Source organism: Desulfitibacter alkalitolerans DSM 16504 (assembly GCF_000620305.1).
In the GTDB taxonomy this organism is placed as follows: Bacteria; Bacillota; DSM-16504; order Desulfitibacterales; family Desulfitibacteraceae; genus Desulfitibacter; species Desulfitibacter alkalitolerans.
This window is the reverse complement of sequence record NZ_KK211103.1, coordinates 239,564-259,821: the sequence shown is the minus strand read 5'-3', so window position 1 is coordinate 259,821 and position 20,258 is coordinate 239,564. Positions and strand designations below refer to the sequence as shown.

General features: G+C 36.3%; 25 protein-coding genes. 18 read left to right on the top strand and 7 right to left on the bottom strand.

Annotated features, from left to right (window positions below):
• Nucleotides 1-1,251 carry a (Fe-S)-binding protein gene (locus K364_RS0117810; RefSeq protein ID WP_028309149.1) on the top strand — a complete coding sequence of 417 codons (1,251 nt, stop codon included), beginning with the start codon at nucleotides 1-3 and terminating at the stop codon, nucleotides 1,249-1,251.
• A gap of 101 nt (nucleotides 1,252-1,352) precedes the next feature.
• Here K364_RS0117810 and K364_RS0117805 read toward each other — a convergent pair whose 3' ends face one another.
• The 4 genes from K364_RS0117805 to K364_RS26815 are packed head-to-tail and all read right to left on the bottom strand — an operon-like array spanning nucleotide 1,353 to nucleotide 4,248.
• Nucleotides 1,353-2,243, bottom strand: coding sequence for a cell division protein FtsX (locus K364_RS0117805; protein ID WP_028309148.1), 891 nt, complete (start codon nucleotides 2,241-2,243; stop codon nucleotides 1,353-1,355).
• A gap of 4 nt (nucleotides 2,244-2,247) precedes the next feature.
• Nucleotides 2,248-2,919 (bottom strand): cell division ATP-binding protein FtsE, encoded by a 672-nt coding sequence (locus tag K364_RS0117800; protein ID WP_028309147.1) that lies wholly within the window; start codon nucleotides 2,917-2,919, stop codon nucleotides 2,248-2,250.
• A gap of 22 nt (nucleotides 2,920-2,941) precedes the next feature.
• The gene (locus K364_RS0117795; RefSeq protein ID WP_028309146.1) at nucleotides 2,942-4,072 is read right to left on the bottom strand and encodes a coiled-coil domain-containing protein; all 1,131 of its coding nucleotides are present in this window, start codon (nucleotides 4,070-4,072) and stop codon (nucleotides 2,942-2,944) included.
• 2 nt (nucleotides 4,073-4,074) lie between these two features.
• Nucleotides 4,075-4,248, bottom strand: coding sequence for a hypothetical protein (locus K364_RS26815; protein WP_156946519.1), 174 nt, complete (start codon nucleotides 4,246-4,248; stop codon nucleotides 4,075-4,077).
• 262 nt (nucleotides 4,249-4,510) lie between these two features.
• Between K364_RS26815 and K364_RS0117790 the strand changes: the two genes are divergently transcribed.
• From K364_RS0117790 to nrfD, 6 genes are all read left to right on the top strand, one after another.
• On the top strand, nucleotides 4,511-5,164 hold the full coding sequence (locus K364_RS0117790; protein ID WP_028309145.1) for a response regulator transcription factor: 654 nt from the start codon (nucleotides 4,511-4,513) through the stop codon (nucleotides 5,162-5,164).
• Between the two features lie 176 nt (nucleotides 5,165-5,340).
• Nucleotides 5,341-6,642 (top strand): cytochrome c biogenesis protein ResB, encoded by a 1,302-nt coding sequence (gene resB, locus K364_RS0117785; protein ID WP_028309144.1) that lies wholly within the window; start codon nucleotides 5,341-5,343, stop codon nucleotides 6,640-6,642.
• Nucleotides 6,642-7,481, top strand: coding sequence for a c-type cytochrome biogenesis protein CcsB (gene ccsB, locus K364_RS0117780; RefSeq protein ID WP_028309143.1), 840 nt, complete (start codon nucleotides 6,642-6,644; stop codon nucleotides 7,479-7,481). Before resB ends, ccsB begins: the two co-directional genes overlap by 1 nt.
• Before the next feature lie 33 nt (nucleotides 7,482-7,514).
• Nucleotides 7,515-8,498 carry an ammonia-forming cytochrome c nitrite reductase subunit c552 gene (locus K364_RS0117775; protein ID WP_028309142.1) on the top strand — a complete coding sequence of 328 codons (984 nt, stop codon included), beginning with the start codon at nucleotides 7,515-7,517 and terminating at the stop codon, nucleotides 8,496-8,498.
• A gap of 56 nt (nucleotides 8,499-8,554) precedes the next feature.
• Nucleotides 8,555-9,274 (top strand): sulfate reduction electron transfer complex DsrMKJOP subunit DsrO, encoded by a 720-nt coding sequence (gene dsrO, locus K364_RS0117770; RefSeq protein ID WP_242841746.1) that lies wholly within the window; start codon nucleotides 8,555-8,557, stop codon nucleotides 9,272-9,274.
• A 25-nt stretch (nucleotides 9,275-9,299) separates the two neighbouring features.
• Entirely contained in the window at nucleotides 9,300-10,472 is a 1,173-nt protein-coding gene (gene nrfD, locus K364_RS0117765) for an NrfD/PsrC family molybdoenzyme membrane anchor subunit (RefSeq protein ID WP_028309140.1), read from the top strand.
• A 21-nt stretch (nucleotides 10,473-10,493) separates the two neighbouring features.
• Here the strand turns inward: nrfD and K364_RS27105 are convergent, their stop codons facing one another.
• The gene (locus tag K364_RS27105; protein WP_207640880.1) at nucleotides 10,494-10,763 is read right to left on the bottom strand and encodes a hypothetical protein; all 270 of its coding nucleotides are present in this window, start codon (nucleotides 10,761-10,763) and stop codon (nucleotides 10,494-10,496) included.
• 106 nt (nucleotides 10,764-10,869) lie between these two features.
• On the opposite strand from K364_RS27105, the gene K364_RS24680 reads away from it, so the two are divergent.
• From K364_RS24680 to K364_RS0117715, 8 genes are all read left to right on the top strand, one after another.
• Nucleotides 10,870-12,135, top strand: a complete 1,266-nt coding sequence (locus K364_RS24680) for a putative DNA modification/repair radical SAM protein (protein WP_035270051.1) — start codon at nucleotides 10,870-10,872, stop codon at nucleotides 12,133-12,135.
• A 29-nt stretch (nucleotides 12,136-12,164) separates the two neighbouring features.
• The gene (locus K364_RS0117750; protein ID WP_028309138.1) at nucleotides 12,165-12,899 is read left to right on the top strand and encodes a TIGR03915 family putative DNA repair protein; all 735 of its coding nucleotides are present in this window, start codon (nucleotides 12,165-12,167) and stop codon (nucleotides 12,897-12,899) included.
• 115 nt (nucleotides 12,900-13,014) lie between these two features.
• On the top strand, nucleotides 13,015-13,155 hold the full coding sequence (locus K364_RS26805) for a hypothetical protein (RefSeq protein ID WP_156946517.1): 141 nt from the start codon (nucleotides 13,015-13,017) through the stop codon (nucleotides 13,153-13,155).
• 379 nt (nucleotides 13,156-13,534) lie between these two features.
• Nucleotides 13,535-14,320, top strand: coding sequence for a Fic family protein (locus K364_RS0117735; protein WP_028309137.1), 786 nt, complete (start codon nucleotides 13,535-13,537; stop codon nucleotides 14,318-14,320).
• Between the two features lie 108 nt (nucleotides 14,321-14,428).
• Nucleotides 14,429-14,629, top strand: coding sequence for a type II toxin-antitoxin system HicB family antitoxin (locus K364_RS0117730; RefSeq protein ID WP_242841745.1), 201 nt, complete (start codon nucleotides 14,429-14,431; stop codon nucleotides 14,627-14,629).
• The gene (locus K364_RS0117725; protein WP_028309135.1) at nucleotides 14,626-14,853 is read left to right on the top strand and encodes a type II toxin-antitoxin system HicA family toxin; all 228 of its coding nucleotides are present in this window, start codon (nucleotides 14,626-14,628) and stop codon (nucleotides 14,851-14,853) included. The genes K364_RS0117730 and K364_RS0117725 overlap by 4 nt, the downstream gene beginning before the upstream one ends.
• Nucleotides 14,854-15,561: 708 nt before the next feature.
• On the top strand, nucleotides 15,562-15,810 hold the full coding sequence (locus K364_RS0117720; RefSeq protein WP_028309134.1) for a hypothetical protein: 249 nt from the start codon (nucleotides 15,562-15,564) through the stop codon (nucleotides 15,808-15,810).
• Nucleotides 15,811-15,853: 43 nt separating this feature from the next.
• Entirely contained in the window at nucleotides 15,854-16,612 is a 759-nt protein-coding gene (locus tag K364_RS0117715; protein ID WP_028309133.1) for a hypothetical protein, read from the top strand.
• A gap of 83 nt (nucleotides 16,613-16,695) precedes the next feature.
• Here K364_RS0117715 and K364_RS0117710 read toward each other — a convergent pair whose 3' ends face one another.
• Nucleotides 16,696-16,998 (bottom strand): hypothetical protein, encoded by a 303-nt coding sequence (locus K364_RS0117710; RefSeq protein WP_051534189.1) that lies wholly within the window; start codon nucleotides 16,996-16,998, stop codon nucleotides 16,696-16,698.
• A gap of 791 nt (nucleotides 16,999-17,789) precedes the next feature.
• Here K364_RS0117710 and K364_RS26795 point away from each other — a divergent pair.
• Both K364_RS26795 and K364_RS0117695 read left to right on the top strand, forming a co-directional pair.
• Nucleotides 17,790-18,068 carry a hypothetical protein gene (locus K364_RS26795; protein WP_156946516.1) on the top strand — a complete coding sequence of 93 codons (279 nt, stop codon included), beginning with the start codon at nucleotides 17,790-17,792 and terminating at the stop codon, nucleotides 18,066-18,068.
• A 288-nt stretch (nucleotides 18,069-18,356) separates the two neighbouring features.
• Nucleotides 18,357-18,653, top strand: coding sequence for a hypothetical protein (locus K364_RS0117695; protein WP_028309131.1), 297 nt, complete (start codon nucleotides 18,357-18,359; stop codon nucleotides 18,651-18,653).
• Nucleotides 18,654-18,744: 91 nt separating this feature from the next.
• On the opposite strand, the gene K364_RS0117690 is transcribed toward K364_RS0117695, so the two are convergent.
• Nucleotides 18,745-19,122, bottom strand: a complete 378-nt coding sequence (locus K364_RS0117690; RefSeq protein ID WP_340622520.1) for a transposase — start codon at nucleotides 19,120-19,122, stop codon at nucleotides 18,745-18,747.
• A 252-nt stretch (nucleotides 19,123-19,374) separates the two neighbouring features.
• Between K364_RS0117690 and K364_RS0117685 the strand changes: the two genes are divergently transcribed.
• The gene (locus K364_RS0117685) at nucleotides 19,375-19,998 is read left to right on the top strand and encodes a hypothetical protein (protein WP_028309129.1); all 624 of its coding nucleotides are present in this window, start codon (nucleotides 19,375-19,377) and stop codon (nucleotides 19,996-19,998) included.
• Nucleotides 19,999-20,258 lie beyond the last annotated feature (260 nt).

Below are 20,258 nucleotides of genomic sequence, written 5' to 3'. Positions count from 1 at the left end.
GTGAGCATATTAAACACCGAAGAAATCTATGAGAAATTAAACAGCTGCAATAAGTGTGGATTTTGTCAGGCAACGTGCCGTGTATATAAGGAGACATTAAGCGAGTTTAACTGTGCCAGGGGCAGACTTAAGCTAATAAAGGCAGTTGCAGATAGTATCCTGGAAAGAAACAAATTCTATGAAGATGCAGTTAACAGCTGTACTCTCTGTCTTGAATGTACCAAAACATGTCCAAGTGGCGTGCCAACGGCCCAGCTAATACTAGCTGCCAGACAGGATCTTGCTCAAACAAGGGGCTTGAGCTTTCCCAAAAAAATAGCCTTAAAACGCATTCTGGCCAATAATTCTTTAAGGAAAATCTCATTTAAATCCGCAAAAATGGTAAAAGGCTTAAAGAGGCTCCACGGTTTTAGGGGTATTGATGTGGCAGGTCTGCCTGTGGCTGAGGTGGCATTTTTGGATACTATAGATAAACTCCCAAGGCTTAAAAACCCTAAATCCAGGGCAGCTTTCTTTGTAGGGTGTATGTTTAATCACTCTCTTGCTGATACGGCACATAATCTGGTAAAGGTTCTCCATGCCAATAATGTGGAAGTAATTATACCCAGGGAGCAGCTGTGCTGCGGAACACCACAGCTTGTCTATGGCGAGGTGAAAACCTTTAATACCCTGGCAAAGCATAATATAGATTTGTTTAACAAGTTAGATGTTGACGCCATTGTTACAGGCTGTGCGTCCTGTGGCGGCATGCTGAAAACCTATAAAGACAATCTTGATAAAAAGAATAATGAAGAAGCAAACAATCTGGCATCTAAGGTCAAGGATATTAATGAATATTTAGTTGATGTATTAAAAATAGATTTGTCAGGCCTCCAGGGATTATATGGAAAGGTTACCTATCATGACCCATGCTATCTTATACGTGCCCAGGGTATTACGGCTCAACCAAGGAAATTATTAAAAGAACTGCCTGGAATAGAATATATTGAAATGCAGGGTGCCAATAACTGCTGTGGTGCTGGAGGCATGTTCCAGGGCTTTTACCCGGAAATAGCAGTTCCAATTACCCAGAAAAAGATTGACAGTATTGTAAAAACTGGAGCAGATACAGTTATTACATCATGTCCGGCCTGCAAGAACAGAATTCAAGGCAGCCTAAATCTTGGGGGACACAAACATAAAGTTCTACACATTGTAGACCTCCTTGCAAGGGCTTATGAAAATGAACAATATATGGCGGCAGTACGGTAGGGCAATAATAAGTAAAGTAAATTAAAAGGGAACATTTAATATGCAGCATAAATATAGGATAAGTCAGGCATAAGGCCTGACTTATCCTATATTTAAATGTATTAAACTGATTTTCTTGCTGAAAAAAGCCCAATGAAGCTTCCAGATAAACCAAAAGCTATACTCAAGCCAATTATGAGCATACCCAACTTAATAATTAAATCATTAACTAACGGTAGGGGAATAAAAGCTAATGAGCCATAAATCTGGGCATAAATAAGATTTAAACTCCAGCCTGTTAGTATGAAAGCCAGTATTCCGCCAGAAGCTGACAGAAGAAGTCCTTCTAATAAAAAGGGCAGTGCAATAAATCCCTCGGGAGCACCTAATAAACGCAGAGTATTAATCTGTTCTTTTCTTGAATAAATCCCAAGACGTATAATGTGAGATGTTATTATTAATGTTGCAGTACTTACAGTGATAATTCCAAGATAACCAATGAGGCTTAAAACCTTAACTATTTGTTCCAGCTGTGACAGAACCTCTTTATTATCTCTTATATATTCAATGTCTGGAAGCTGGCTGATTCCTTCTAGAACCTCATTGGTTTTACCTAATTCTATATTAACTTCTATAAAAGTACTAAAGGGATTGTCCTCAAAGACTTCCAGGACATGAGCCTCTGAGCCCAGTATACTAACCATTCTGTTATAGGCTTCCTGCTCATTTACTATGCGGGCCTGTCTAACCCCTGAAATTTTGCCTATGCTCTGGACTAATTGGGCCGCTTCAGGTTCACCAAGACTGTCATTATAAAAAACATTGATTTCAGCTTCCCTCTGAACAGCCTCTACCACATTACTGCTTATCCACCATCCCGAAACAATAATGCCCAGAATAAAAAATATCAAGCCAATACAGATGAAGGAAAAAAAGCTGGGTATTAAATTTAAACCAATTGATGTTTTTACTTCTTTTAAAAAATAGTCCCAGTTGCGCATAAGATACTTCAAAGCATTAACATCCTTTCATGTCTTTTACAATACTTCCATTATTAAGGGCAATACACCTGTAATTGTGCCTATCATCCAACAAGTGAGTTGCATGGGTGGTTATAATAACAGAAGTTTTATCATCCCTAAATGATGATAAAAGATCTAGAATCTTTACTGCATTGTCATGGTCAAGGTTGCCTGTGGGCTCATCGGCAAGAATTAAACTGGGCTTTCTAGCTGCTGCCCTGGCAATAACAACACGCTGGCGTTCACCCCAGGATAAGTTATCTACAAGGGAAAAGGTTTTATGCTCAAGGCCTACCTTCTCCAGTGCCTCTTTGGCATTGACTTTCATTAAGCCAGAGGAGATTTCCAAAAACCTCATGCCAATTAACACATTCTCAAAAACAGTCCTGCCATTTATTAGCTTAAAGTCCTGAAACACAGGTCCCATTAGTCTCCTTAATGATCTGACAGCGGCTGGCCCTGCTTTATCCATGGGTTTATCTAGGACCTGCAGGCTTCCCCTTGTTGGATATTCAATGGCCATAAAAAGCTTTAGCAAGCTTGTTTTGCCTGAACCACTTGGCCCTAGAATATAAACAAGTTCTCCAGGGTCAATTTCTAGGGATATATCCTTTAGTGCCTGGGTTCCGTCTGGATACTCAAGGTATACATTTCTGGCAATAATCATTAAAATGCCTCCTAGATTCCTCCTATTGATTGAAGAAAAAGCCTGGAATAATAATCAGTTCAAGGGATCCATCCTTAATCTCTATAGACTGTATTGCGCTGCTGCCTATCAATGGCTGAAAATCCATTAGCAGTCTGGTGTCCATAAAAAGTTCATTTAAAGAATTTTGGTCAAGGGGGAAGCCATAAAAGCTTCCATGAACAATATTAAGCATGATAGCTGATTTGTTTATAACCTCAAAGGTGCCTTGTAAAGTAAGGTTCTTTTCAGGTAATTCCATTACCACCTTCCCTGGCAAAAATTTAAATTCAATGTCAGGAAGTTCGGAATGGCTGGCTATGATATCATTAAAGGCAGTCTGTGAAATGGTACCCTTGATACCCCTTAAGGTAAAGGTGGTTTTTAATCCATCTTCAGGGAGGCTGCCACTTTCAATGGCTGATGCCAGATCATGCAGGGTTTGTATAAAAAACGGCTTGATTTCATTCCAGGACAAGCGCATATCAATTAACTGCCTTGAGAGCTGCTCCTGCTGTCCGCCAATGGATTGGAGAAGTTTTTCCATGTCCTCCTTGAGATGAATTGTTTTTAGTAGGGTTTCTGCTAGTTGTTCTTCCTTTTCAGCCAGTTCAAGGAGCATTTCCTCATAACTGTTTCTTTCAGCTATCAAAAGTTCCCTGGTTTCATTAATGGAGTGCAATAAATTATATGTATTTTTACTTAATTCTCTTATAATGCTTAATCTTCTCAAAAAATCCCCCAGGCTGCTTGATTCCAGGATAATCTGCAAATAGGAAGCTGGTCCCATTTTCTGGTAGCTTTTAAGGACTTGTTTTAAAGCATTACGATTATTTTCATAAACAAGCTGCTCTGCATTTATCTTGCCTTGCAAACTGCTGATTTCATCTCTAACCTTTGAAATTTCAGCAGTGAGATTCATCTTTTCTCTTTGGGCATTTTCTATTTGTGATAGTAAATTGAGAATTGTATTTATAGTTTCTGCCTCCTGATAAAAAAGCTTGTCCAGATCCTCTTCTACAGCAGTTATGGGAGGCTTTTGCTGGGCATTGTTTTGAGATGTAAATGTTAGTACAAGGAAAAATATTAAAATAGTGGCTAACAAAATTTTAAAAAAAGAAGGCCTGGCAGACATATTTACCCCTTTAACCCCATATTGTTCCTACTTAAATATTGTGAGTTGTTAAATTCTACTTTTATCTTTGAAATTCCTTTATTTAACCCAAGTTTACAGTCCTTCTTACATCCTGGGCATCTTCTAAACGTGTCTAATAATTTACCTTTACCAGTTGATATTCTATTTCCTCCCATTCCAGCCTATTTAATAAGGTTAATATGCAAAGAAGATAATTCACAGAAATTTCATCACCCATGGGTGAAGTAAAAAGGTATAATAATAATTAATATTTTTTATATTTGATTTCTTCCTATACAGGAGATTATTCAAAAATTGAAACTTTTTATGGATAAAGGTGATTTTAACATATCTATAGAAGATAATTTAATAGGGTTTAGTTGCAGTAAGTAAAAAAGGAAAACCCCCAAGAAATTACTTAAAAAGGAGGGAGTCAAGATGCCAAAGGTAATGATTGTTGATGATCATGAGTTGGTGCGGCTAGGCCTAAAAGGTTTGTTGGCTAACCATGATAATCTAACATTTGTTGCTGAAGCAGGTACGTTAAAGGATGCAGTTGCAAAAGCAGCACAGGTTAGGCCTGATGTGATTTTAATGGATGTAAGGCTGCCTGATGGCAGCGGTGTAGATGCATGCAAGGCCATTCATGAACAGTTTCCAGATGTGAAAATTATAATGCTCACTTCTTTTCCTGATGATGAAATAGTAATAGATTCTATCATGGCAGGTGCTTCGGGATTTGTATTAAAGGAGATTAAGGGGAATTCTTTAGTAGATGCAATACAAAGAGTTGCCAAGGGTGAATCCCTTTTAGATCCTAATATAACAGGAAAAGTATTAAATTTTATTAAAGACAGCAGCAAAAACAATGATAATCTGGACAAGTTATCACCCCAGGAGCTAAAAGTACTAGAACTAGTTTCAGAAGGAAAAACCAATAAGGAAATAGGATGTATCCTTTATTTAAGTGAAAAAACTGTAAGAAATCATTTGAGTAGGATAATGAAAAAACTAGACTTGAGCAATAGGGCCCAGGCAGCTGCATACTATGTTGAGCATAGGAAACTCTTCACCACACCCAACATGTCCTAAAAAACAGGTACAATTGTACTAACACATTTGCCTAAATGCATCTAGGATAAATTATCCTAATTGCATAAATTAGTATAAGTAATAAATAATAGGATATTTGGGTAAAGGTCTTTAAAGATTTTTAATAACTGATTTTAATTTAGATTAAAATTCTCCATTAGACTGGATGTGATCAAGTGACAAATAACCCAAATAAAAATAATAAAATATGGCAGTTTTTTAGTTCTATGAAGGTAGGGCTAATATTATTACTGATTCTTACTGCTGTTTCAATATATGCTGCTACATTCTTGGAGCATCAGCCCGCCATGGAAAGAGTATATAGCTCGTGGTGGTTTATTGGATTGCTGGGTATAACAGGGCTTAACCTGCTGGTGTGCAGTATTAATAGATTTCCCAAACTCTGGGAGCAAGTGTCCAACATTAAATCAAATGTAGATTTAACATATTTAAAATCCTTGCACAAACAAACAACTCTGCATTATGCAGCAGCACCAGAAAAAGCAGGCCATCTAGAAAACTCATTAAAGAAAAAAGGATACAGAACCAGGGTTGAAGTTAAAGATGGAGGTTTTTTAATTAGTGCAGACAAGGGACGCTTTGGGTACCTGGGATCTTTGGTTACACATGTAAGCTTAATATTAATTCTCCTTGCAGGTCTGATTGGTATATTAGGAGGTTTTTCAGATTTTCAAGGTGGCTTTCCAGGTGAAACAATACATTTACAGGATCAGGGCTTTGATGTTCGCATAGATGACTTTGAAATAAGATACAGGGACGATGCCCATAGAACCATAGAGCAGTACTACAGCACATTAACAGTTATAGATAGAGAAGATGACAGTGAGATTAAGCAGGAAACAATTTATGTTAATAGACCCTTGAGATACAAGGGAGTTAACTTTTATCAGTCAACCTATGGCTGGGGAGTAGATATTGAATTCCATAACCCTGCCACAGATGAAAGAAAAACAATGTTATTAGTGCCGGGTCAATCAGGTTTCTATGAGGGTCTTGGAATTCATATTTCCATTCTTCGTTTTTTCCCGGACTTTACCATGACAAGGGATGGTACTCCCATAACAAGAACCCAATATCCAGCTAACCCAATGGTAGCCTTTCAAATATTTAGTGGGGATGGACAGCTGATTGGGCAGCAGTATTATATTGAACCCTTAAACCAGGTAATGGAGCTGTTTCATGGGCATACAATGGAGTTTACTGGTTTCAAGAACTATACCGGCTTTCAAATTATAAAACAGCCTGGTAAACCACTAGCTCTAGCTGCTTCTATCCTTTTGACCTTGGGATTAATAATGAGTTTCTACATGTATCCCAGAAGAGTCTGGTTGTATTCTGGTAAAGATACCAACGGGCAAATTATTTTTGCAGGTACAAGTCGTAGAAATAAAGTGGGTTTTGAGCTTGAATTTGAAAAGCTGCACAAGGAATTATCCAAGATAGGGGAGGTCAAATAATGGAACTTGTAATTTTTTGGGAGGAAATGTTTTTTAATGCTACATTTATTCTTTATGTAGCAGCAACTATAGCTTATTTTCTCTATGTTGTAAATAATCGAACAAATGCCGGCAAGGTGGCAAAGTACCTGGCTGTAATTGGTATTACTGCCCACACCATAGCCCTGGTTTTAAGAACCATCGAGGCAGGCAGGGCACCTTTGAGCAATCAGTTTGAATTTGCTAATGTCTTTGCATGGGGTATTGTGCTGTGTTATTTGTTCATTGAGTTTCGTTACAAATCAAAATTCCAGGTCTTTGGTGCCTTTGTAATGCCCTTTGCCCTGCTGATAATAGGTTATGCATCAACCCTGCCCAAGGACATCAGGCCCCTCATGCCAGCATTACAAAGCTGGTGGCTTAAGCTCCACGTAGGAACTGCAATTTTCTCCTATGGTGCTTTTGCAGTTGCCTGCGGTCTTGCACTGATGTATCTATACAGGTCATACAGCGAGGAAAAGGGAAAGCTGGGAATTGTAGTCCAGAAGTTTCCCGATCTGACTATTCTTGATGATTTTATATATAAAACAATTGCCTTTGGTTTCTTATTTCTTACCCTATGTATTTTAACAGGTGCTATCTGGGCAGAACAGGCCTGGGGCAGGTATTGGGGGTGGGATCCAAAAGAAACCTGGTCTCTAATAACATGGTTTGTTTATGCAATATATTTGCATGCTAGATTTACACGGGGTTGGGGTGGTAGAAAAGCCGCCTGGTTTGCAGTTTTTGGTTTTGCTTGTGTCCTATTCACTTACATTGGAGTAAATGTTTTTCTGCCGGGCCTGCACAGCTACCAATAGTAAATAATTTAATTTGAAAGGGAGGACCAATGAATGAAAAAAGGTTTGGTTTTTACAGTCATGCTGTTGTTTCTTTTGTTTTCTATAACTGCTTGTGGACAAAATGAACCTGTCAGCATGGATCAAGACAAGGGAGGAATCTCATCACTAGAGGTAACAGAATTAATATCGGATGAGTGGAAGTCCTCTTCCCACAGCTATGCAATAGTAGCTACTGCAGATAGAGGAATCGGTTGTGCTAAATGCCACGATGGTGTTGGCTTTGCTGATCAATTAGAATATACAGATAAAGCTTTTGAACCACCACATCAAACAGGTATTGATTGTCAGGCTTGTCATACAGGGTTTGGCAAGGAAAGAATGTCCACTGGGTTGACAGAGCTGCCTTTTATGAGTGAACCCTTTGAGGCCGGATTGGGAGCAGTATGTGCATCCTGTCACAACAGTAATAGGAATCCATCTCATTTATTTGCTCAATCAGAAGCAGGTGAACTTCAAAGATACACTTATCCACATTATGGTATGAATGCTGCATTGTTAACGGGAAAAGGCGGAATGGAGATACCTGGAAGAGAGTATATAGTATCCATAGCCCATGCAACAATAGAGGATAGTTGTGTAGCCTGCCATATGCCAGAAACTGAGGATGGATATAGGAAACATACATTTGCAATGGATATGGCTTACTATGACCAGACTTGTGCAAGCTGCCACACTGATGTATCAGGTACATACAATATTGGTGGTTTGCAGGATGAGATTAAAGTAATGCTTGATAAGCTTGAGCTGGCAATTCTGGATGCTGCAGGAGCATCAAAAATTGATGCAGCCGGCGGTGCGTTCATATTTTATGACAATAATGGAGAGGTAATGACAGATATTCCCCACGAAGCCTATGTAGCCACCTACAACTGGCGAATTGTTAAAAAGGATGGAAGCTATGGGGTTCATAACCCCTTATATGCAAAATCTCTCCTTAAAGAATCTTATAATTATTTAACTGGTAATGAATTATAGTAATCTCTATAAAAGCCTGTTAACTAAATGCACTAAATTCAAGTGAGGTGATACTTTTGAACTGCAGCAGAAGGAAATTCCTTAAATATTCTGGGTCATTAGGTCTGCTGGCATTTGTGGGTGCCAGCAGTATACCCAATCTGATTACAAGGGGCAGTATGGCAGCTGCCCAGGGAAATCCAAATGCTAGATATGGTATGTTTATAGATTTGGAAAAATGTATTGGCTGCAATGCCTGTACCATGGCGTGTATCAGGGAAAATCAAATGCCTGAAGGAATAACACCCAACAGGGTTTTAGAAATGACAATAGGTGAAGGTCCTAATGCTAGACCTTACTACAAGCCTCTTTTATGCATGCACTGCGAGAACCCAGTTTGTGCCCATGTATGCCCTGTAAAGGCAACATATAAAAGGGCAGATGGTTTGGTAGTTCAAGACAATACCAAATGTATTGGGTGTAAGTACTGCATGCAGGCCTGCCCATATAGGGTTAGGATGTTTAACAAGCAGCCTCCCTTTTCCTATAAAAAAGAGCATCCCCTGGGAGTACATGTAGGAGGAACAGTTATTAAATGCACCTTCTGCCAGCACCGGATAGATGGGGGTAAATTGATAACTGCCTGTAATGAATGGTGTCCTACTGGAGCTAGAGTTTTTGGAGATCTTAATGACCCAAAAAGTGATGTTTCCAGACTAATTGTTGAAAGAAATGGAATTCAATTGAAAAAAGAAAAGTTAACTAGACCTCAAATTTATTATGGGTTGCTATCCTAGACATGTGGATGGGAGGAAATAATTGATGGTTGGGAAAAAGTATTCTCAAAGTTTGATAATTGGATTGGTGCTGCTTTTTGTTGTTCTTGCTGTGAGTATGTATCTAGGGTCTGCTGTTTTTTTAAAAGGTCATACTGTATTTGGCACTACAGATCAGGTAGGCTGGAATATTTTAATAGCCGCCTACATATTTTTAGCACTTACTGCAAGTGGGCTATGTTTAACAGCTAACTTTTTTGAAGTCTTAGAAATACATCGATTTCAGCTTTTGCAGAAAAGGGCGCACTTTTTAGCCATATCTATTTTAATACCTGCTTTAGGCATGCTAGCCATGGATATAGGTAGGATAGACAGGATCTTTTATTTCATTACTTCTCCTAATTTTGCCTCTCCCATGTGGTGGATGGGTGCAGTATATGCAGTTTATCTGGTGCTTTTAATTTTTGAATTCTGGGCTATACATCACAATTACAAAAGGATTGTAAAGGCTGCTTCCATAATAACCTTAATTGCTGCTGTATCAGCAACTAGTATTTTAGGGGGAATTTTTGGAGTAATTCTAGATAAGCCCTTGTGGTTTGGTAGTGGAACCCCTGTATTTTTTGTCTTTTCTGCAGTTATATCAGGGATAGCTGCCATGATATTAGGAACAATCATGACATACAAGGTGAAGAAAAAAGTCATTGAAGAGGACCTGCAGCGTGCCATTAAAGAATTATCCACGATATTAACAGTATTGTTAGCAGTAGCCTTGCTTTTCACAATATGGAGATTAATTACTGTATACTTTGCTAATGTGCCTGATACTTCATATGTTATCGGTAGTCCCTACGGAATGCAGTTTTGGCTGCTTTATGTTGGTGTGGGTATCTTAATTCCCTTTATCCTCTTGCTAAACCCATCGACCAGGAATGAAAGTTATTTTGCTGCGGCCGGATTAATGGTTTTAATAGGCATGTATGTAGATAAGCATATTTTAATAATTAGTGGGCAGTTGAATCAACCATTTGGAATACCTGTAGAGTATTACACAAGTACACTTCATGAGTGGGCAATAATTTTTGGGGCTTTGGCTGTATCAATTTTGATATACATATATGGAAGCCTGAATCTATCATTAGGCTCTTCTGGTAGTCCTGAAAGTAAGGCTAATAATAAGATTGCTGCTTCCATCCATAAAGAAAGTCAGCAAGTTTAAAGCATTAGAGCTGCTATAATATCATAGCAGCTCTAATTTTTGAAATATATCTTCAATTCTTCTAAATACAGCAGCCCATGACTTGTTATTGATTGCCATGAGCATTTTGGAATCCAGGGTGGTACCATGGCTTAATAATTCATTCATCTCCCGTGCTGCATTTGTTATCCAGCTCACTTTCCCTTGGGTAAAAAATGTGGGAATTAAAGCCACCGCCGGCTCCAAAAATAACAGCCTGTTGATAGTTGTTATTGTGAGCTTCCTGCAAAAGGGACTGTAAATAGACACCACATAAATAATATCCACAGAACATATGTTTTGATTTTGGCCTGCTTTAATGTTAAAATAATGCTAGGCCAATAAATTGGCAAGTTTCACTCTAAGGGGTAATGGAGAAATGAACCTTGAAAGAAAGGTTGAAATCTTGTCAGAAAGTGCAAAGTACGATGTGTCCTGTTCCTCAAGCGGCAGCAAAAGAAAAAATACCAAGGGCGGCTTAGGAAATGGTGCTTATGCAGGAATTTGCCACAGCTGGTCAGAAGACGGAAGGTGTATCTCCCTGTTAAAGATACTGTACACCAACTATTGTATCTATGACTGTGTTTACTGTGTCAACAGACACTCTAATGATATTCCAAGGGCAGCTTTTACTCCTGAAGAACTTGCTGAGCTTACCATAAACTTTTACAGACGCAACTATATTGAAGGTTTATTTCTAAGCTCAGGCATCATTAAGAATCCTGACTATACAATGGAGCAGCTTATAAAAGCTATGAGGCTATTAAGAGAGAACAAGGGCTTTAACGGCTACATCCATGTAAAGGCTATTCCAGGTGCCGATAGCAGATTAATCTCACTGGCAGGGCAATATGCTGATAGGATGAGTGTAAATATTGAACTGCCTACTGGAAAGAGCTTGAGTATGCTCGCTCCCCAGAAGAATAAGTCTTCCATAATAGGCTCAATGGGGCTTATTTCCACTAGAATTAAAGAGGTTAGAGAAGAGAGGAAGACTTTCAAAAAAGCTCTCCCCTTTGTGCCTGCTGGTCAAAGCACCCAGCTTATAGTAGGAGCTACTCCTGATGATGACCTACATGTACTGAATTTAACCCAGGGTTTATATGGAAGATTTGGCTTAAAAAGGGTTTATTATTCAGCATATGTCCCGGTGAATACCCAAAGCTCATTATTACCAGCAATAGCAAGCCCGCCCATGGTTCGAGAAAATAGACTGTATCAGGCAGACTGGCTGCTGCGGTTTTATGGTTTTAAAGCCGAAGAAATCCTTGACGAAAAGCATCCTAATCTGGATCTTAATCTGGACCCTAAAAGTGACTGGGCTTTAAGGAACCTGCATCTTTTCCCAGTTGAGGTAAACAAGGCAGACTATGAGATGCTTTTGAGGGTGCCGGGTATTGGAGTAATTTCTGCCAGAAAAATACTAGCTGCCAGGAGGGTAAAAGCCCTAACCTTTGACGGTCTAAGCAGAATTGGAGTGGTTTTAAAAAGGGCTCGCCACTTTATCACCTGCCAGGGGAAATACTATGGGGAAAGGGGACTTAACGAGGAGCTCATTAGACTATCCATTACAAATACCAAGAGGACCTTTTCCCAGGCATCTAATCAGCTTACTATCTTCACTGAAGAGTTCTTAGGCTGCTAACAGCTATTCATTATTTAGGAAGTGGTTACATGATAGTATATATTTATGATGGCACCTTCTCTGGCCTGCTGACTGCTGTCTATGAAGCCTTTTACCAGAAAGAAAAGCCTGGGCAGATATTAAAGGAATGGGACTATAGTCAGAATCTATTCTCCCAACCCATTTATATCTACTCAGACAATGATAAAGCCGATAAGGTCTTTAATGCTATTAAGGAAAGGATCTCCTTCACCGCTTTAAAAAATGTTTACTATGCTTTTCTCTCTGAAACAGACAATGGGGATACGCTTATTTATAATTATTTAAAGCTTGGCTTAAAAATGGGCAAATATGTAGATGGAAATTATTCTCATGAGACTGTCTCCAGGCTTCATGAGATCTGCAAGAAAGTAGCCAGGGAAAAGCATAGAATGCTGGGACTTATCAGGTTCAGGTTGATTAGAGGGGATGTCTATTACGCGTCAATGGAACCGGATCACAATGTTATTGCTTTAATAGCTCCTCATTTTGCCAGGAGGATGTCAGATCAAAACTGGATTATCCACGATATTAAAAGAAAGACAGCCATAGTTTATAACCAAACTGAATGGGTAATGACAGAGCTGGAGGTTACTCAAGCCTTACCAATAGATGAAGAAGAATATCTCTATCAAAAGGTATGGAAAACATATTTTGATAAGATTGCTATAAGAGAAAGAAAGAATCCCAGACTTCAAAAAAGCTTTATGCCTTCCCGTTATTGGAAGCATCTTATAGAAATTTAATGGAGTATAAAAAACTATTTAATGCCCCTGTAGAAATATTTGTTTAATTATTGCCAATACTAAAAGTATAATTGTGGAGTTGCCTGTATGGCAATTTTGAAGGGAGCCTAAAAAGATGAACAGAAAGAAAAAGAGCTTCACGAAAGAGGCTTTATTCAAAGCTAGAGATATAAAGCACATTTACTCAGAAACCTTTGTGAAACCTATGGACCCCTGTGCCAAATTGGAAAAGCCTAATAACAAGAAAAATGCTTAACTCTTAATACAATATAGTATTGGGGAGGGTAAAAAGATTGGCAAAGAAAAATATATTGGTATTGACTGGAAGTGCGAGAAAAAATGGAAATAGTGATAAGATGGCTAATAACACCAGTAAGCCCCTATAACTTTTTAAAAGTGAAGTGCAAAAAATGCAAATAAGCATATCCGAGCTTGGAGTTAACTTGGCAAAAAAGCAGAAGAACTTTACAATGTAAAGTTAAGTGCACTAGAACTTCAAGCAGGAAACAACACGTATTCGTTTGATACTTGGGATAAAAAACACGCTGCGGAAACATTGTTAGATGTGGACTGTTTGTGGTATAATGGAAATATATGGCTGAAAATTTTATGCCTTAAATAAGGTGGTAATTTATATGGATTTTAAAGAATTAGATAAGTTAAAAACTGAACTTGACAAACAGAGACCACTTTCACTAGAACTAATGGAAATAATAGATGAAAAATTTAAAATTGAATGGACATATAATTCTAACGCTATAGAAGGCAATACTCTAACCTTACAAGAAACTTCTTTCTTTCTGCAACATGGTCTAACTTCGAAGGGCAAGACATTAAAAGAATATCTTGAAGTTAAAAATCATGCTGATGCAATTGAATTTATTGAAGAGATCATTAAGGAGAATAGAAAGATTTCTGAAGGATTAATAAAAGAGCTGCATGCCCTTTTGCTAAAAGGGATTGATTATATTATGGTTGGACCTAGTGGAAGTAAAAGAAAAAAGCATATAACTCCAGGAATGTATAAAAAGGAACCTAACCATGTTCTTACTATGAATGGCGATCTACATAAGTATTGTGAGCCAATTTTGGTGCCTGAAGAAATGGAAAAGTTGATCTATTTTATTAATAATAGCAATAAACATCCCATAGAGATAAGTGCTATAGCCCATCATCGCTTTGTAGCCATACATCCATTTGATGATGGAAACGGTAGGGTTGCAAGAATTTTAATGAATTTAATTCTAATGAAAAATGGTTATGTTCCAGTAGTTATTAGAAATGAAAATAGAGAGGAATACTATAGGGCCTTAATGGAAGCTGATAAAGGTAATTTAACTGAATTTATCAATCTAGTTGCTAATGAGGAAAAAAAGAGTTTAGAGCTTATTCTAAACGTTATCAGAGATTTCAATAACTAGTACTTTCAATGGTTACAAATGAGATATAAGTCCTGACGCATAAGATGATTAATACGACATTGTAAAGCTAGCTTGGGATAGGGTATAATTATAATGGAGGTGATAAATGTGAAAAGCTACCCCATAATCATTGAACAGGATGAGACTGGTTATATTGTATCTTGTCCTGCTTTTGAAGGTTGTTATTCACAAGGAGATTCAATAGATGAAGCCTTGAAAAATATAAAAGAAGCAATAGAGTTATGCCTTGATGATGAGGAAAAAGCTATTAGCAGTATAATTGTTGGCAGTGTGGTGTTAGAGAGATGACGCCAAAACTTCCTGTGGTTTCTGGGCTGGAATGTATAAAAGCTCTTGAAAAAATTGGCTATAAAACAGTTAGACAAAAAGGTAGTCATATAAGGCTAAAGAATATAAATGGTAGGTTACCTTCAATAACTATTCCTGATCACAAAGAACTTCGTCCTGGACTTTTAAAAAGAATCCTAAAAGATGCAAACCTCACAATAGAAGAATTTAGAGAGTTGTGTTAATCAAAAATCTATATGTCACATTCTCTATATGAGGCGTCACAAAAGATATTTTGGATTTCAGGTATCATGTATTTCTGCCAAATTTTCCAACTGTAAATTTGGGATTCTGCTGAATTCGTAAGCATTATTTGTCCTCTTTCCTCAAGTTTAACACGTATTTTCCCCGTAATAAAAAGCTGCCTTATCAGAAAAAGGAAAAGCCCTGCATTTGGCAGGGCTTAATCGTTAATTATCTTATTTAAATCAAAACTGCAATTATTTTATTTCTATAGAGCCGAAAAGATTTTTAATGAACTGACCCAAATCCCAAAAAGAGGTTTCAGGTCAGTTTTTTAATCTAGGACCTGTAGAAATTACCAGGTATACAAGGAAAGGAAAATATGGTAGGTTTATGGTAATGAATCCTAAAAGTACTCCCGGACAAATTGCACCAACCTGGTAAGTTCCAATTTGTCCGGGAGTGGACCCTACTTTACCAAAGGCAAAGGTCAGGTTTAGCTTTATTTTAAACCTTCCCCGGCCTGAAGTAAAGGAGAGATTAAAGGCTGGGGGAGGTGGTGTTTATGAGGGTTAAGCTTTTATATTAAGATGCAAGAGATTTATCATTAGAGTTTTTAATATTTAAAACTATATATTAAATCTACAAAGCGAACTTTTATAATCTAAAAACAAATAAATATAACAAATGTTTATGTTTTTGGGAGGTTGATGAATATTGAGCTTTTAAACAAAATAATATCGCTATTTTTTGGTATTTTATCAGTTTTTTTACCGCAGTTTGGAAAAATATCGTTATTATATATTTTAGCTGGCTTACTTTTTGGAGGATTAGCTCTCTACAACATTAAGGGCATCGAAGAAAGGGCCTGGGTTATTACTATTATGATTATTAGCATTTTTGGAATTTACCGTTGTATAGCGTTTTTTGTCCTTTTTTCAACAAGAGCTGTAAACTAAAAAATAATATTTTGAACCAATAAATATAGAGGGAGTGGTTTATATGTTTAAAAAAATTTCAGTGCCACTATTAATATTATTAACTGTGTTTTTTGCCTTAGGATTAAGTTCAGTTGTAGCTGCTGCTGAAGTTGTAGATGGTTTACATAATAGTTATATATACTCAGCAAAAGATTATATTTTATATCTAGAAAATGAAAGCAAAAAAGATCAAGAAGCTGTAGAAGTATTAAAGCAATTTAAAGCTCTTAATCACTATCAACAGGAATTATTTGTCAAGGCATTACAACCAGAAACCTATATAAAGATTGTTGAAAAGGTATTAAACTCAAAAGAAGGAGAAAAACTGTTTATTACAATAGACAATGTCAAAATTCCTATTAATTCTAATAAATCGTATAAAGATAAAAGTGATTTTGTCCCTATGTCTAACCTAAGGTGGGTTAAAGTAGAACAAAAAGTAGCTTTATTTGGGATTAATCTAACAACTTTTTACACATCAGTCCATTTTGAACATAGTGGAACTAATGCAACTAGAGCATTATCAAGCAGCCAAGGTCATAGCAATTATAATCCATTTATGATGGTAACTCCTCGGGGGGTTAGTACTCCATATATATCCGGTGGGCTTGCCTATGCGACTGGGTCATGGACTATAGGTATTACACCTACTGGTGGACTTTTTTATAGTGAGGATGCAGAGCTATCTGTTAGGGCAAATGCTACTGACCAATGGAAAAGAATGTGGTCTACTATTCCTGCATGGAATACAGGTTGGGTCTGGGCTAGTAATGTTTATTAGATAGTATATTAAATTAATATAAGAAGCTCAAATCCTTTATAATATGATTTGAGCTTCTTAATAATATCTAAATTTGTTTTCTATTAATATGGTATTTCTCTCTTTAAAATAGGAAATATAATAATTAAAAAGGCTAAAATCAGTAATAGCCAGTTAATAGAAAAAAGTAGAGTTTCTTTTGATTTGACAGCACCAACTCTGATAGATAGGAACAAATTTATTAATGTGTAAATAAAGTAAGCCATGGCAAACCACAATACCCATAGGTTCCCATAAAAGGCTATACCTAAGACCTCATAAATTGGCTTTAGGATAAATTGTGTTAATCCTAAACCTATTACTAAAGATAGGAAAATTTTAATTAAGGTGTAAAATGTAGTTTTCAAATTAACCTCCAAAAATAAATTATTTTTATGAACCTACTATAACTTACTATATTATTACATATTACTGGACGGTGTTCACCAAAGATCTAGTGGATGACAGCACTAACCTTACATGTGTTAAACATTAAACAAATAAACTGTCCAGGGAATGGAAACTCGTGGATCATCTATCTCATCGCAAAAAGAGGCTTGAGTTCAGGTCGTCGGCCGGTAGTTCTATGCAAGTTTCGTTGTAGAGTTAATTATCGCTGTATAGCCTAAAAGAGCTTAACAAAACTTAGAAATAAATACAAGGAGTGGTCTAATTGAAAATAACAAGAGGAAAAAAATATTATTGGTGGTACAATCCTACTTTTCTATGTTTTTTTCTTTTATATACTTTCTAATTTAAAAGGCTATTATGATAATCTTGTACAAAAACAGCATTCTCTGAATATTGATTTGAAGATATAAACAATAAAGATTATGCATTCGAGCAATTGCTGAAGGCGTAGAACCTTATATGAAGTATTACTTTGAAATTAATGATACTTACTATTATGTATTAAGAGATATAGTTTATTCATTGGAGGGGGAAAAGATAGTAGAACTTCTTCCAAAATCGGAAGGATATTTTACACATGGGGATAATTTATATTATGCTTAGCTTTACTTCAGTTGTTATCGCAAATAATATAACCAATTTTGAACCAGAACATATGGAACCTATGGGCTTTAGGACTGTTACCAAACAATATACAATGACAGGATCGGAACTTTAATCTCTTGTTAACTCCGCAAATGCTACTAATATGACTGTCAGATTGGCTACTGCAGCAATTATTGGACTCCCTGGATGGTTGGTAACCAATCCTGTATATACTCTTCTTTGTTATTTTATGTCTATTGCCTCGGCATTGCAGATAGTTGAGATAACTAATGTTGATACTCAGATATTAGATATGGCAAATAATGGAACGATTTCTTCTCTACCTTCAGTAAGAGTAAATGTTACTTATAGAGAAACTTATGGTTTAAGGACAGGTCAGGTCTATGAAGCCACTCCTACACTAATAAGGCTACGCCCGTAATAGCGAGCAACATCTTTTAATATTTAACCCTATACTGGTATGTTATATTATACATACCAGTTTTCTTTTCAAATGTTATTAGAATACAATAAGGATATATCTAAGATTAAATGTTAAATTTTTTCTTGTGTAATAGGGAGGTCAGAATGTGATGATTAATAAAGCTTCAACTAAGGAGTATTTTATAGGATTTGTTAAGTCTTTTATTATATTAACATTGTTTTTTTAATTTTTAATAAAACCACAGAGCTTCAATTTGTTACACTAAGACCTATGGAACTTACATATATGATTGCTAGTTCAATTATGTTTGCTTTAATGCATGGTTTTTGCTATGTTACAAAAACTGAAATCCTACCATTTCAAGAAAAAGCCGTATTTATGAATTTGCTAAAGGAAGTTTTACATAAGAAAAAATACACTATTATTTCTCAGGAAGATTCAGAGCAGATATTTAGAATTATTGCAAAACCTAGATGGGAAAATAGGTTGTTATGCAAAAAAGTTATGATAGATATTTATGCTAATGAAGCGAAGATTACAGGAGCTACATGTCTAGTTAATGGGCTGATAAATAAGCTATAGTAAGTTAGACATGACTAACCTGCTAGATAAACTTTAATATAAGCAGAGCAGAGTTTAAGTTGCGTCAATTACAAACACAGGCAAAATTAAATTAGTTGTTAACCCTTATTGGCGTCCATGGGTATTGTTTAGGATTTTCATTAACATAGTCAATTATCTTTTGAATACCCTTTTGCATCTTTGCTTTAACAACATACTCGTAACCATTTTCCTCACAATACTCAAGAGTATCTTGGTCAAAGAAGCCACGGTCTGCTCTTATACGCTTTAAATACCAGGATGTAGGCAGCATACTAATACAGCGTATAAAGAAATCGAGAAAGTTATGGTTGCTGTGATGATTTCCACTTTCTAAGGTAAGGTTTAGTAATTCATGGGTTTGCGCTAGCATTCCTACTTTCTCTTTAAAAGAAGGTCTACCATTTAGTTTTCCAAGGGCAAAACTGGTTTCACCTTTTAAATAGTAAATGCAAAGAAGACCTATCTGGTGATAGCTTATTCTATATTAATTTTGTTAAACAAAAGTATTTTTATACGATATTGACATAGTAACAAAAATTACTATAGCTTTTTTGTAAAATGATTTCGCAGTATTTCTAAGAGGCATAATAGAATTATATGTAAACCATAATAAATTTTACTTTTATAGTAACAAGACACTTTTTAATTGTATCTATAATGTAATCAGGAAAAAACGGTATTAAGGGGTGAGTATCTAACATTGAAGAAATATAGTATCAAAGAAATCTTAGAACTTATAATAATATTTTGTCTTTTTACCTATATAGTTGGTGCTGTAACAGAGTATTTCTTTGCAAGAAATTTTCTTTTGTTTAGAAGCAACATTAGGGAAGCTGATATTCTTTTTGAAATGAATTCCAGGGAATATGGGGTTGGTACTACACATATTATATATTTAAAAGAAAATGAATTAGGTTTTATTAGTACTGGTCCTAGTAGATATAGTTTTACTAGACATGGATACTCACTTTTTAATAAATATAATAAATTTATAGTTGATGCTGCTAGCGGAGAAACTAATGTAACTTTGTCAGAGAATGTAAAATATTTTGGTGATAGATATTTCCCTGGTTTCAACGTAGAAAGTAGGGATCTATTCTTATATTCAACATATGTTAATGCAAAATATGGCGATCCCAATTTTAAACATGTATATTGGGGAGTTAAACATAATGATGTTTTCATGTTTAATGGAGAGGAAATAAGTCCCGAATTTATTTACTATTTAGATGAAGCCTTTGGTGGTGTGTATGTTTTTTATTTTGAGACTAATGAAAGGCTGGATACGCCTATTGATTTAACATTTGGGTTTCTATTGAGATAGGGTGTATCATAAGTATAAACACAATCCATGCAAAGTAGTACAAAAACACATGATTCACAGTATATGTATGAGGTGTCACAAAAGATATAGTGGAATTTAGAGATCATGTATTTTCTACCGGTTTTCCAACTGTAAATTTGGAATTCTGCTGAATTCGTCAGTATTATTTGTCCTCTTTCCTCAAGTTTAACACGTATTTTCCCCGTAATAAAAAGCTGCCTTATCAGAAAAAGGAAAAGCCCTGCATTTGGCAGGGCTTA

Coding starts and splice junctions, on each gene's coding strand:
- K364_RS0117800 (WP_028309147.1), bottom strand. CDS start 2,919: ATGATTATTGCCAGAAATGTATACCTTGAGTATCCAGACGGAACCCAG.
- K364_RS0117795 (WP_028309146.1), bottom strand. CDS start 4,072: ATGTCTGCCAGGCCTTCTTTTTTTAAAATTTTGTTAGCCACTATTTTA.
- K364_RS26815 (WP_156946519.1), bottom strand. CDS start 4,248: ATGGGAGGAAATAGAATATCAACTGGTAAAGGTAAATTATTAGACACG.
- K364_RS0117790 (WP_028309145.1), top strand. CDS start 4,511: ATGCCAAAGGTAATGATTGTTGATGATCATGAGTTGGTGCGGCTAGGC.
- ccsB (WP_028309143.1), top strand. CDS start 6,642: ATGGAACTTGTAATTTTTTGGGAGGAAATGTTTTTTAATGCTACATTT.
- K364_RS0117775 (WP_028309142.1), top strand. CDS start 7,515: ATGAAAAAAGGTTTGGTTTTTACAGTCATGCTGTTGTTTCTTTTGTTT.
- nrfD (WP_028309140.1), top strand. CDS start 9,300: ATGGTTGGGAAAAAGTATTCTCAAAGTTTGATAATTGGATTGGTGCTG.
- K364_RS24680 (WP_035270051.1), top strand. CDS start 10,870: ATGAACCTTGAAAGAAAGGTTGAAATCTTGTCAGAAAGTGCAAAGTAC.
- K364_RS0117750 (WP_028309138.1), top strand. CDS start 12,165: ATGATAGTATATATTTATGATGGCACCTTCTCTGGCCTGCTGACTGCT.
- K364_RS26805 (WP_156946517.1), top strand. CDS start 13,015: ATGAACAGAAAGAAAAAGAGCTTCACGAAAGAGGCTTTATTCAAAGCT.
- K364_RS0117735 (WP_028309137.1), top strand. CDS start 13,535: ATGGATTTTAAAGAATTAGATAAGTTAAAAACTGAACTTGACAAACAG.
- K364_RS0117725 (WP_028309135.1), top strand. CDS start 14,626: ATGACGCCAAAACTTCCTGTGGTTTCTGGGCTGGAATGTATAAAAGCT.
- K364_RS0117720 (WP_028309134.1), top strand. CDS start 15,562: ATGAATATTGAGCTTTTAAACAAAATAATATCGCTATTTTTTGGTATT.
- K364_RS0117715 (WP_028309133.1), top strand. CDS start 15,854: ATGTTTAAAAAAATTTCAGTGCCACTATTAATATTATTAACTGTGTTT.
- K364_RS26795 (WP_156946516.1), top strand. CDS start 17,790: ATGACTGTCAGATTGGCTACTGCAGCAATTATTGGACTCCCTGGATGG.
- K364_RS0117695 (WP_028309131.1), top strand. CDS start 18,357: ATGATTGCTAGTTCAATTATGTTTGCTTTAATGCATGGTTTTTGCTAT.